The 12,783-nt window shown below is 42.0% G+C and carries 11 protein-coding genes and 1 pseudogene; 10 read left to right on the top strand and 2 right to left on the bottom strand.

Annotated elements, in window-relative coordinates; genetic code table 11:
* Positions 1 to 93 precede the first annotated feature (93 nt).
* The 8 genes and pseudogenes from AC4CUX_RS06780 (at position 94) to AC4CUX_RS06745 (ending at position 6,121) form a co-directional block, all read left to right on the top strand.
* Positions 94 to 654 carry a DUF4256 domain-containing protein gene (locus AC4CUX_RS06780; RefSeq protein ID WP_026056492.1) on the top strand — a complete coding sequence of 187 codons (561 nt, stop codon included), beginning with the start codon at positions 94 to 96 and terminating at the stop codon, positions 652 to 654.
* Positions 655 to 1,618: 964 nt separating this feature from the next.
* Positions 1,619 to 3,097 carry a sodium-dependent transporter gene (locus AC4CUX_RS06775; RefSeq protein ID WP_490792248.1) on the top strand — a complete coding sequence of 493 codons (1,479 nt, stop codon included), beginning with the start codon at positions 1,619 to 1,621 and terminating at the stop codon, positions 3,095 to 3,097.
* A gap of 9 nt (positions 3,098 to 3,106) precedes the next feature.
* Complete coding sequence (locus AC4CUX_RS06770; RefSeq protein WP_004691882.1) at positions 3,107 to 3,250, top strand: methionine/alanine import family NSS transporter small subunit; 144 nt, start codon at positions 3,107 to 3,109, stop codon at positions 3,248 to 3,250.
* Positions 3,251 to 3,689: 439 nt separating this feature from the next.
* Positions 3,690 to 4,070, top strand: coding sequence for a hypothetical protein (locus AC4CUX_RS06765; protein WP_004691880.1), 381 nt, complete (start codon positions 3,690 to 3,692; stop codon positions 4,068 to 4,070).
* Positions 4,061 to 4,243, top strand: a pseudogene (locus tag AC4CUX_RS06760) (hypothetical protein); the annotation flags it as partial. The gene AC4CUX_RS06765 and the pseudogene AC4CUX_RS06760, both read left to right, overlap by 10 nt.
* Complete coding sequence (locus AC4CUX_RS06755) at positions 4,243 to 4,659, top strand: hypothetical protein (RefSeq protein WP_004691877.1); 417 nt, start codon at positions 4,243 to 4,245, stop codon at positions 4,657 to 4,659. The pseudogene AC4CUX_RS06760 and the gene AC4CUX_RS06755, both read left to right, overlap by 1 nt.
* A 6-nt stretch (positions 4,660 to 4,665) precedes the next feature.
* Positions 4,666 to 4,794, top strand: coding sequence for a hypothetical protein (locus tag AC4CUX_RS06750; protein WP_017396977.1), 129 nt, complete (start codon positions 4,666 to 4,668; stop codon positions 4,792 to 4,794).
* A 172-nt stretch (positions 4,795 to 4,966) separates the two neighbouring features.
* On the top strand, positions 4,967 to 6,121 hold the full coding sequence (locus tag AC4CUX_RS06745) for an IS4 family transposase (protein ID WP_058951466.1): 1,155 nt from the start codon (positions 4,967 to 4,969) through the stop codon (positions 6,119 to 6,121).
* 40 nt (positions 6,122 to 6,161) lie between these two features.
* Here AC4CUX_RS06745 and rsmB read toward each other — a convergent pair whose 3' ends face one another.
* Positions 6,162 to 7,466 carry a 16S rRNA (cytosine(967)-C(5))-methyltransferase RsmB gene (rsmB, locus tag AC4CUX_RS06740; protein ID WP_004978440.1) on the bottom strand — a complete coding sequence of 435 codons (1,305 nt, stop codon included), beginning with the start codon at positions 7,464 to 7,466 and terminating at the stop codon, positions 6,162 to 6,164.
* Positions 7,466 to 8,425, bottom strand: a complete 960-nt coding sequence (fmt, locus tag AC4CUX_RS06735) for a methionyl-tRNA formyltransferase (RefSeq protein ID WP_058951467.1) — start codon at positions 8,423 to 8,425, stop codon at positions 7,466 to 7,468. The genes rsmB and fmt overlap by 1 nt, the downstream gene beginning before the upstream one ends.
* Positions 8,426 to 8,896: 471 nt before the next feature.
* Here fmt and ilvD (AC4CUX_RS06730) point away from each other — a divergent pair, with 471 nt between their 5' ends.
* A complete protein-coding gene (ilvD, locus tag AC4CUX_RS06730) occupies positions 8,897 to 10,726 on the top strand; it encodes a dihydroxy-acid dehydratase (protein ID WP_130235515.1) in 1,830 nt (609 codons plus the stop codon).
* Positions 10,727 to 11,092: 366 nt separating this feature from the next.
* Positions 11,093 to 12,778: a dihydroxy-acid dehydratase gene (gene ilvD / locus AC4CUX_RS06725; protein ID WP_005401430.1), complete on the top strand. Its 1,686-nt coding sequence runs from the start codon at positions 11,093 to 11,095 to the stop codon at positions 12,776 to 12,778.
* The last annotated feature ends 5 nt before the right edge of the window (positions 12,779 to 12,783 follow it).

Below are 12,783 nucleotides of genomic sequence, written 5' to 3'. Positions count from 1 at the left end.
CAAAATAGATGTACCGTTGGATGGTATTTGATCGTGTTTGAAGGAGAGTGCTATGCTAAAGGCAGCTTTAAATAGGGCAGTACAATAACAATGATTAAGCAGCAGAAAAAACTCGAACCTGAGCAAAGTGAACGTTTATTCAACATCCTAGAACAGCGTTTTCAGCAGTACACTGAACGTCATATGCAAATTAGTTGGGCATTTGTCCGAGAAAAACTTTTGCAGTCTCCGGAAAAATTATACGCCTTACAACAAATGGAAATGAGTAGAGGTGAGCCTGATGTCGTGGTTTTACCGAATACACAAGATGTGTATTTTTTTGATTGTTCGATTGAGTCACCGAAGGGGCGACGGAGCATGTGTTATGACCGAGAGGCACTATTGAGTCGCAAGGATCATCCGCCTGAAAATACAGTGCTCGATTGGGTACAGGCGTATGGCTTAAGCTTAGTGACGGAACAACAGTATTATCTTTTACAGCAGATCTTTAATTTTGACTTGAAAACATCCAGTTGGGTTGAGACTCTAGCTGAATTACGTCAGCAAGGCGGGGCAATTTTTTGTGATCAGCGCTATGGTCGTACGTTTACCTATCATAATGGCGCTGCTTCGTACTATGCGAGTCGAGGATTTCGGACTTATATTCAGCTTTAACTGTGGAAATATAGATAAAAAGAAACCCCGACATCCTGTCGAGGTTTCTTTGTATTTCAGTGTTTAGATACAACTTCTGTCATATCTCACATCCTGATGCTCAAACTGATTATTGTTGTTTTAAGTTTGGGAAACGTCCTGTTTCCTGATGATTTAAATATACATGGCGATGGCTGTTGTTCATACAGCATTTTAACCACGCTATTTGTAAGCCTAAGCTGACAAAAGTGAATGGCTTATAATTTTTGCTTAGTGCTTTAGATCAGCATCTTTTAAATAGTCTGATGAATGCTGGATTGATCTAGTGAAACTGATGATGTTCTACGCAATGACTGGCTTTGGTGGTTTCTCTTTTAAATATAGAGCATCACTGGTATCGCGCAGTTTTAAATACGACTGCGCGATAAATACAGAACAATATTAAAAAGTTGTATGCATGCATGTGATGTTCATCAGAAAGATGATCAATCTTTCTAGATGGAGTGAATATTTGAATAAAAATGTGAAAAGTAATGTTTTTATGCAGGAGATTGATAGCTTTAGCGTTATTTACATTGATTTTTTCAGTAGGTTGAGTATCGATACAGGATCTTCAAATTTTATGCAAGAAAATAGGCGCAATAAATCATTCCAAAAATTTTGTTAATTTATAACTAATTTTGTACAATAAATAAGCTGATTAATTGAACGGTTGAATCAGCACACATTATAAAAATGGAATATTTGAAGCAGAAATTACAGAATATTTTTATAAAAGTGAGTATTGTTGAACCATATAAAAGGGAAGTTTAATCGACACACTTTAACCAAGGTTTTGTGAAAACTCCTCTGTTTGTCATTTAGAACCTTGCACCCAAAAGGTCGAAGCTAAATCAAACACTCAAGATTAATATTAAATGGTTCTTTTTTGTTGCGAGATAACCAAATAAAAAGCAATTAAAAGGGACCTAGGTTTAGGTGTTTTATGTCAGGAACTCGTGAAAACTGGACATCACGATCTGGTTTTATTATTGCAGCTGTAGGTTCGGCTGTAGGTTTAGGTAATATTTGGCGTTTCCCTTATGTTGCTTATGAAAATGGTGGCGGCGCCTTTCTTATTCCTTATTTATTGGCTTTAATTACCGCTGGTTTACCACTGTTATTTTTAGATTATGCAACGGGACATCGTAATTCGGGGTCACCACCTAAAGCCTATCGGGCTTTGTTTAAAGGCGGTGAAACGCTGGGTTGGTGGCAAGTCTGTGTGTGTATCATCATTGGTTTGTATTATGCCAGCGTACTGACGTGGGCGGGTAGCTATGTTTACTTCTCGATTGGTCAGACTTGGGGCAGTGACCCTGAAAGTTTCTTCTTTAATACCTACTTACAAACTTCGAAAGCAACAGGTTTCGATTTACAGTTTGTAAGCCATTTATTTTGGCCAATCGTAGGAATTTGGGCGCTGACCTTAATTATTCTGTTTGGCGGGGTTAAAAAAGGTGTTGAATTATCGAATAAGATTTTCATGCCTTTATTGTTCGTTTTATTTACCATTTTAGTAGTGCAATCACTTCGTTTACCAGGTGCCGCAGAAGGCTTAAATGCATTCTTTACGCCAAACTGGTCTGCGATGATGGACTATAAAGTGTGGCTGGCGGCGTATGGTCATACCTTCTTCTCGCTTTCTGTGGGTTTCGGGATCATGGTGACTTATGCATCTTACTTAAAGCCAAAGACCAATTTGACAGGCTCAGGTTTAATCGTTGGTTTTGCCAATGCTTCAACTGAAATCTTGGCGGGTATTGGTATTTTTGCTGCATTAGGCTTTATGGCGCATGCCGCAGGCAAAGAAGTTCAAGATGTGGTGAGTGGTGGTATCGGTTTGGCATTTATTGCTTTCCCGAAAATCATTTCAAGTCTTGGTACAGGTGCTGATTTATTCGGTCTATTGTTCTTCTCATCATTATTTGTTGCCGGTATTTCTTCTATGGTTAGTATCTTGGAAGTGCCAATTGCAGCGATGCAGGATAAGTTAAAATGGAGCCGTAAAAAAGCAGTTACCATTATCGGTGGTGGTAGTGCACTGGTTTCAGTGATCTTATTCTCAAGTGTGAATGCGATTAAATTGGTAGATATCGTGGATCACTTTATCAATAACATTGGCATTGTGGGTGGCGCGCTTGTTTCTATTCTTTGTATTACTTGGTTTAAGCGTTCAGCATTGATTGAGCTGCGTGATCACGTAAACCGTATTTCTACCATTCAACTCGGTAAGGGTTGGGCATTTACCTTGACCGTGATTACTTCACTCGTGTTATTAACGACGTTGAGTATGACGTTATTTAATTTGGTGAAAAATGGTTACGATACTTATAGCATGAGTCTGCAAGGGCTATTTGGTTGGGGCAGTGTGATTTTCTGTGCCGTCGTCGCAATCGTACTCAGTAAAGTTAAAGATCGCTAGGAGAAAAAAATGAATACTTCAGCAATCGTAATGATGGTGATTTCGATGTTGTTTGTTTGGGGAGGACTTGTGTTGTCTATTCTCCACTTGATGAAAAATCCAGAAGAGCTCGATGATGTTCTTGAAGAAGTGAAAGACCAGCATACGTTGTAATACCTGATATAAAATTTAACCCTGAAAATAGGTATTTACCTATTTAAAATAACGCCCGATGAGCTTCATTGGGCGTTATTTTTTTCTATGGAGGTAAAGTGAGTTGGCAGCTTAGATAAGCTTTTTTTGATGAGTTGATTTGGAGCTTATTGTTCACGTCCATTTGGCTCGAAATAAATAAGAATTTAAACGACCAGAAAGCACAAAAAGTATGCTGTACAAATTTTATCTAATAAATATGCAATCACAATAACAACTATGATACAAAATAGTATAGAATTGTGACACAGTTTGTACTTTTGCTGGCTAATTCATATGAAAATTAACAAAAAGAAATTTTCTGCTCTGTCGTTTTTATTTTTTTTCATTAGAAGCACATGCATTTCCACAACCGGGAAGCTATATTTCTAACGTTGCATCTGGGGACTATACCGATGAGATGGGGAATGTTTTATTGGTCAATTCCAATCCCGTGGCATTGGAAGTGCAAAAAACGTACTCACTGACTTTAGTACAAAATCAAAACCAATATGGTGTGGTTGGTGGGGCGGTAAATCTGCCACATGTGTTAACCAATACAGGTAATACTGCTGATCGATATACATTGGGTCTAGTACAAAGTAGCACTGATAATTTTGATTTAAGTAATGTGAAGGTCTATGCAGACCGCGATAAAAATGGTTTACCAGATAATACCGAAGACTTATTGGTGGGATCAATTGAGCTCAATGCGGGTCAATCTTTAGCAGTTCTGCTTGTGGGCAGTATCTCGACCAATGTGTCTTTTAATCAGCTCAGTAGTTTAGACCTCATCTACTAGCGTCGAACCTTTGGGTTTCAGGTGGATATAACTTTGTGGGCTATCAAGATAAAGATCTGATTGATAGTGATACAACGATGGATGGAGCATATTTCCGTTTCCGCTTCAAATTTGACGAAAACTTATTTAACAAAAATAAGCCTTCAGTCAATAAAGCCTTGGAGCCTAAATAATGTTGAAACACCATGCTAAACATGTGTTGTGGCTTCTAGCTTTGGGTACTGTGGTGGCGCATGCTGCAGAGGTCCCTGTCAGCTCAAATTATCCAGTTTCGCAGCAGCAGGTGCATGAGCAATTGCACACTGCAATTGAGCAAGCGATGGACGTACGAGACAAGTACCAGTTAGAAAAAGCACGAACATGGCTGAGTTATGCTGACCATGAATATAGTGAAAAAGCGAAGCGTCAAAATATTGATCTGATCTATCAGCAGGTCTTAGACATTGTATATGCAGATCAGCGTGCAACGTTAAGTATAGAAACACCAATGCTACCGTTTTCCCAACTGATGCGCCGCGATTTATGGACGCGTGCCACAACCATAAAAACACAGACTGGATTTCAGTGTGCTTATAAAGAACTTGCATAGGCTGAAGTGAATTTGGTTTGGGCGGCTGCTGAGTACCGTGAATTAGGTTGGCATCATTCGCGTGAGATTTTTGCTTCTGCAGAACGGTTGATGGATCAAGCCACATATTTATCTGAAAACCGTGGCACACTTTAACTTAAAGCAGTTCACTTTTTAGAAAAATTGCAGTAACTGCAATCAGTACACACATGAAAAAAGGAGCCTTTCAGCCACTGCTGTCCCATAGTTAGATTTAAATAAAAAACCTGAGTCCAAAGTAGTTAAAATATAAGTGCGAACAAACACTTCAACTACAAGGATTCAGGTTTTGTCACATCAAAATACTGTATTTCATCAATTACTCAAACCCATTTTAAGACAAGATTTTGAACGTCTTGCAAAACAATACCATCAAGGACAAAAATTAAGATCTGCAACACGATGGGATCAATTTATTGCTATTTTGATGTCTCAATTATCATGTCGTCAAAGCTTGAGGGATATTGAGTCTAATCTCGAATCACAACAGGAAAAGCTTTATCACCTTGGTGCCAAAAGAATTGCACGAAGTACGTTGGCAAGAATCAATGAAGAACAACCAGCTAGCTTGTATCAGCAATTGTTTATCCAATTACTTCAACATTGTGAAAATTCCAAGATTGCTCATAAATTTCGATTTAAAAATCCATTATATTCACTTGATGCGAGTCATATTGATCTTTCACTGTCATTGTGTGAATGGGCAAAAGTACATGAGTCCAAAGCCAGTATAAAACTTACAGTTGGGTTAAATCATAGTAATACCATTCCTGAATTTGTTGCGCTTGGTGATGGTATTGAAAATGACATGGTACAAGGTCTACGACTCAAATTCCCACCTGGAAGTATCATTGTATTTGATAAAGGGTATGTTGATTATCAGTGTTTTGTAGAAATGACCAACCAAAAAGTCAGCTTTGTCACTAGGCTGAGACCAAAGACAGTTTATGAGGTGAAATCAAAACAAGATGTGTTAGTCAGTAAGGGGATTCTTGCGGATGAATATATTGAGTTGAGTAGCGATTATGCTAAAAAGCGTGGTGCACCGAAGCGATTAAGACGTATAGAATTTTATGATGAAAAAAAGAAAAGAACGTTTGAGTTTTTAAGTAATAACTTTCATTTAGCTGCATCAACCATTGCTGCAATTTATAAAGATCGATGGAAAGTAGAACTATTTTTTAAAGCGATCAAGCAAAACCTAAAGTTGAAATCGTTTTTAGGCCGTAGTCGCAATGCGATACAAACACAAATATGGATTGCACTAATCGCGTATTTATTGGTGAGTTTTGCGAAACATATGGCGCAGGAAGGATGGAGTGTTCAAAGATTATTAAGAATTATTCAGGTGAATTTATTTGAAAGGAAACCATTGAAGGCTTTGTTTTTACCTGACAAAAAGTGGAATAAACAAGAAGAACCTCAACTGAGGTTCTTCTTGTGATATTTATGGGACAGCAGTGGCCTTTCAGCTCCTTTTATTTTTAAATTTTTTCAATGCGACAATAATAAAAACCATCGCCACGCCCTACTTGTGGGAGTAGTTGGCGACCATGAATCTGCTCAACACCCCAATCGGCATCAATTTTAATTTCTTTCGCATCCGTATGTTCAGCAAAGAAGTCGACCATTTGCTGTTCATTTTCGGCTTTCAAAATCGAGCAGGTGATGTAAAGCAATGTGCCGCCGACTTTGAGTTGTTGCCACATATTTTCAAGAATTTGCTTTTGCAGCTGTACTGTTTTAGCAATATCGCCCGACTGACGCAGTAAACGAATATCGGGATGGCGACGGATTACTCCAATGGCAGAACAGGGTGCATCGAGAACGATACAATCCGCCAGTTCAGGCGATGTCCATTTCACTGCATCGGCAGTGATAATGTCGACATACTTTTCATTTAAAGCCAAACGCTCTAAGTTTTCAGAGACACGTTTTAAGCGCTTTTCATCTTGGTCGAGTGCAATCAGTTTTTTCGGCTGATACATCTCTAAAATATGCGCTGTCTTGCCGCCAGGTGCTGCACAGGCATCAATTACGAATTTGCCATTTAAGTCAGGTAACAATGTTGCACAGAGTTGCGCATGTTCATCTTGTACTGAAAAACCACCTACTTCAAAACCTGGTAGGCTTGGGATATGCAGACTGTCATCCAGCACAATGCCGACATTTGAAAGTTCACAGGCATGTGCTTCAATGCCTTCATCTTCTAAAATTTCCAGATATTCGTCACGGCTAACTTGCAAGGTGTTGACGCGCAAGGTTAAGGGTGCAACTTGTTTCAGCTCGTAGCTAATTTCAGCCAGTTGCTCGCCCCAGTCTTTTTTCAAACGCTTTGCTAACCAACTTGGCAAATTTGAAGCTTGTTCTAGAACATCGTAGAACTGTTCCGTTTCACGTGTTGCACGGCGCAAAATAGCATTCACCACACCACTTAAGCTTTCCATCCCCAATTGTTTAGCTGCTTCTACCGTTTCAGAAATCGCGGCATGCGCTGCAACGCGGGTACACAGCAATTGGTATAGACCCACATATAAACAGGTTTCAACGACTTGGTTTTCCAGTGGCTTAGTCAACAACGGTAAAGTCACTTGTTTAAGCGCATGCCATTGGCGTAAACAGCCAAGAACTAATTCATGGTACAAGGCACGGTCTTTGTCAGACACAATCGCCATGTGTTGCTGAAGCACCGATGCCAGTGATTGACCATTTTGGACAGCCAATAACGTTTTAACAACCTGAGCACGTAAGTTTAGGGTCTTACCTGAGGCGTGGGGAGATTGTTTCATTATAAAATTTGTCCAATATTCAGTTTTTGGGTTTGTAAAATTTGTACGGCATTTAGGGGTTTACCCCCCGGCCATTGCAGAGAGCTTAAACACACGGCTTGTTCATCGCCACAAGCCACATGAACACCGTGTTTATCAATGGCTAAAATGGTGCCTGCAGCTTGAGCTTGGGCATTTTCTTGAGACAACATCGAACCCCAAACGCGCAGATTATTGCTTTCATCCAGTGCGATAAATGCGACAGGCCATGGGTTAAATGCGCGAATATTACGGTCGATTTGCACCGCTGTTGAAGTCCAATCAATTTGCGCTTCAGCTTTAGAGAGTTTGTGTGCATAGACTGTCAAAGCTTCATCTTGCACTTCGCGGTTGTCTAAATAGTGCTGCAATGTGCTTTCAGAGGCTAAAACTTTGACCGTCGCTTCGGCCCCTTGTTGTGCCAATTTGTCATGCAAGCTTGCAGAGGTATCTGTAGCTTCAATCGGGCAGTAGGTTTTATACATCATATCGCCCGTATCCAAACCTGCGGCCATTTTCATAATGGTGACCCCAGTTTCGGTATCTCCAGTAGAAATTGCGCGTTGAATAGGCGCTGCACCTCGCCAGCGTGGCAACAGTGAACCGTGAATGTTCAAACAGCCATATTTAGGCGTATCCAAAACCACTTGCGGCAAGATCAGGCCATAAGCAGCCACCACCATCACATCTGCATTTAAGGCCTTGAGTTCAGCTTGAGCAGCCAGACCTTCTTCAGTTGAGGACTTAAAATGCAGCGGTTGATAGACGGCAATATCATGCGCTAAAGCCAACTGCTTCACGGCTGAAGCGGTAAGTTTCTGCCCACGACCTGCTTTACGGTCAGGTTGCGTATAGACGGCTACAATTTCATGTTCTGTTTTTAGGAGAGCGTCTAATGCCACAGCCGCAAATTCGGGCGTGCCTGCAAAGATGATTTTCAAGAAATACTCGGAAAAAAAGAGAAGATTAAAACAATTATAGCAAAACTCGAGCAGCTACAGATTTATCCTGCATAAAAAGCCGATAGAGCAGTTCTAACTGAATGATGTGCGAGAGTATTATTCAAAAAATAGCGTAAGGATCCTTGATAGCATATCGCTCAAAATTTGTAATTCATATAAATAAAACTCATGCAAAATTTAAAAATTATTCATAGAAGTTTTGTATTGCAAGGCGATTGAACGGGTTATAGTAGTTTCCATATGCAATTGAATGTCAGCTCATCGGTTAAAATGTAGCGCGCAAATATACTGCCGTCCGTATTTTAGGTCGAGATACCTAAAAACAAGATTTACGCAGAATGTGAATATGTTATGTTTAAATTTTTGACAGTTTGACACTCTCAGAACTCAGATTTTAGCCAGAGTGAATGTGGACATTCATCTCAAGCACAACTATGTTGGAAAAGTACAATGCCTGACTATCGTTCAAAAACATCAACACACGGAAGAAACATGGCGGGTGCGCGTGGCTTATGGCGCGCAACGGGGATGAAAGACGAAGACTTTGGTAAGCCGATTATTGCGGTAGTCAACTCATTCACTCAATTTGTACCGGGTCACGTTCATTTAAAAGACTTAGGTCAACTTGTGGCACGTCAAATTGAGAAAGCAGGTGGCGTAGCTAAAGAATTTAATACCATTGCGGTCGATGATGGGATCGCGATGGGACACGATGGCATGCTGTATTCATTGCCTTCACGTGACTTGATTGCGGACTCGGTGGAATACATGGTCAATGCACACTGTGCTGATGCGATGGTGTGTATTTCAAACTGTGACAAAATTACCCCGGGCATGTTGATGGCATCTATGCGTCTGAACATTCCTGTGGTGTTCGTCTCTGGTGGGCCGATGGAAGCGGGTAAAGTGAAAATCCGTGGCAATGAACACGCGATTGACCTTGTTGATGCCATGATCGTCGCAGCAGATGACAGCTTCACTGATGAAGAAGTGGCTGAATACGAACGTTCAGCTTGTCCAACCTGTGGTTCATGTTCAGGCATGTTCACTGCAAACTCAATGAACTGTTTAACCGAAGCGTTGGGACTATCGCTTCCGGGCAATGGTTCAACTTTAGCGACACATGCGAATCGTAAAAAACTATTCGAGCGCGCTGGTCAGTTGATTGTTGAAATTACCAAACGTCATTACGAACAAAATGATTACAGTTTGTTGCCACGCTCAATTGCCACCAAAGCAGCCTTTGAAAATGCCATGACGCTTGATATTTCAATGGGCGGTTCAACCAATACCGTTCTACACTTGTTGGCAGCGGCGCATGAAGCAGAAGTTGACTTTACCATGACCGACATTGACCGTTTGTCACGTAAAGTGCCTGTACTGTGTAAAGTTGCACCTGCAAAACAAGATGTGCACATGGAAGACGTACACCGTGCAGGTGGCATCATGTCGATCTTGGGTGAATTAGACCGTGCAGGTTTGCTGGATACTTCTGTACCGACTGTGCATGAAAAAACCTTAAAAGATGCTTTGGACAAATGGGATATCATCCGTACTGAAGATGAAGATGTTTACCAATTCTTCCGTTCAGCACCGGGTGGTGTACCGACGCAAACCGCATTTTCACAAGACCGTTACTACTCTCGTTTAGATGGTGACCGTGACAATGGCGTGATTCGTAATGCTGCGCATGCCTTCTCTCAAGATGGTGGTTTGGCTGTCCTGTACGGTAACATTGCACTTGAAGGCTGTATTGTGAAAACAGCGGGTGTAGATGATTCCATCTTAAAATTCAACGGCACGGCCCGTGTGTTTGAAAGCCAAGATGCTGCAGTAGAAGCGATTCTAGGGGGCAAAATCATTGCTGGCGATGTGGTGGTGATTCGTTACGAAGGTCCGCGTGGTGGTCCGGGTATGCAAGAAATGTTGTATCCAACCAGTTACTTAAAATCGAAAGGCCTTGGTAAAGACTGTGCTTTACTCACCGATGGTCGTTTCTCGGGCGGTTCATCAGGTCTTTCTATTGGTCACGTGTCTCCTGAAGCGGCTGAAGGCGGTGCAATTGGTTTGGTGGAAGATGGCGACCGTATCGAAATCGATATTCCAAACCGTAGTATTCACTTAGCGGTGGATGAAGCAACCATGGCTGCGCGCCGTGAAGCACAAGAAGCCAAAGGCTGGCAACCTGCTGAGCAGCGTCCACGTAAAGTGTCTAAAGCCTTAAAGGCTTATGCAATGCATACCACCAGTGCGTCTAAAGGCGCAGTACGTGAAATTTAATCGGTAGGTTTTACGGATAAGAAAGAGCACTCCTTTGGGGGTGCTTTTTTATTGATTAATGAAAATAGCACAGTCACATTTTACAGTACGGTTTGTACTGTTATTGCGTAGATGAGATTTTACTTTTGACGACACAAAAGTAATAAAATGCCTTTGCTCCCCTGATATGGCATCCCTGTCATACAGTGAAACAGCGACATCCATATTGCTTCATCATGTGATCTGATTTGGTAGAAAAAACAATAAATGGGTTCATGTAATACCCAGCGAGTCGCTTTCATGTCTAGCCTGCTTTCTATACAATAAAAACAGAAAAAATTGCCAAGACTGTAGAGCAATACGCAGCCATCGCTAAGGACAAATACAATGAGTAAAGACAATATCCGCGAACATTCAGCTCCTGTTTATGAAGGAATTGAAAATGCACCCGCACGTTCCATGATGCGTGCCACAGGCTTTAAAGATTCAGACTTTACTCGTCCCTTTGTCGGTATTGCTTCGACGTGGGCCAATGTCACGCCGTGTAATATGCATATTAATGAACTGGCACGTGAGGCCGAAAAAGGGGTCAATCAAGCAGGTGGTAAAGGTATTATTTTTAATACCATCACCATTTCAGATGGTATTTCTAACGGCACCGAAGGTATGAAGTATTCTTTGTTGAGCCGTGAAATTATTGCGGATTCGATAGAAGCGGTGGTGGGATGCCAAGCCTATGATGGGGTGATCGCGATTGGTGGCTGTGACAAAAACATGCCGGGTTGCATCATGGGCTTGGCCCGTTTAAACCGTCCGGGGTTGTTTGTCTATGGCGGTACAATTAAGCCGGGCGCAGGGCATACCGACATGATTTCTGTCTTTGAAGCTGTGGGTCAGCACGCCAAAGGTGAAATCAGTGCCATTCAGGTCAAACAGATTGAAGAAGTGGCGTTGCCGGGGCCGGGTTCATGTGGTGGCATGTACACTGCAAACTCGATGGCCTCTGCGATTGAAGCCTTGGGCATGAGTTTGCCGGGCTCCTCTGCACAAGAGGCGGTTTCGGATGACAAGCGGATCGACTGTCAAAAAGCAGGTGAAGCGGTGATGAATTTGCTGCGCTTAGACCTAAAGCCGCGCGACATTATGACCAAAGCTGCATTTGAAAACTCAATTAAAGTGCTGATTGCCTTGGGTGGTTCAACCAATGGCGTGCTGCACTTACTGGCAATGGCACATACTGCTGGGGTTGAACTGAGTTTGGATGATTTTGTCCGTATTGGGCAAGATATTCCCGTGGTGGCCGATGTGCGTCCATCTGGCAAATATTTGATGTCTGAGTTGATCGCGATTGGGGGCATTCAACCGTTGATGAAACGCATGCTGGATGCTGGCATGCTCGATGGTTCATGTTTAACCGTAACCGGAAAGACCTTGGCGGAAAATTTGGCTGAGGTTGAAGACTATCCAGAAGGTCAGCAGATTATTTTACCGTTCGACGCGCCAATTAAAAAAGACTCTCACTTGGTGGTGCTTAAAGGTAACCTGTCTCCAACAGGTGCTGTGGCTAAAATTACCGGCAAAGAAGGTTTGTATTTCGAAGGGCCTGCGCGTGTCTTTGAGGGTGAAATCGGTGCGATGCGTGGCATTTTAGATGGTGAAGTTCAAGCGGGTGAAGTGGTGGTGATTCGTGGTGAAGGACCTAAAGGTGGTCCGGGTATGCCTGAAATGCTGAAACCGACCTCAGCGATTATTGGTAAAGGTTTGGGTAAATCTGTGGCGCTGATCACTGATGGTCGTTTCTCTGGCGGCAGTCATGGTTTTGTCATTGGTCATGTGACCCCAGAAGCCTATGAAGGTGGGCCAATTGGTTTAGTGCAAAATGGCGATAAAATCTCGATTAATGCAGAAACCCGCGAAATGACTTGGCATGTTTCGGCAGAAGAGATCGCAGCGCGTCAAGCTGCGTGGGTGAAACCGCAACCGAATTATCGTTATGGGGCTTTGGCCAAGTTTGCAAAACTGACCACTGGTGCGGAAAAAGGCGCGGTAACTGATCTAAATTTAGATGTCTAATTGAT

This window comes from Acinetobacter sp. 231_lipA, from assembly GCF_058243005.1.
The sequence above is the reverse complement of the archived record's forward strand: the minus strand, read 5'-3'. Positions and strand labels throughout refer to the sequence as shown.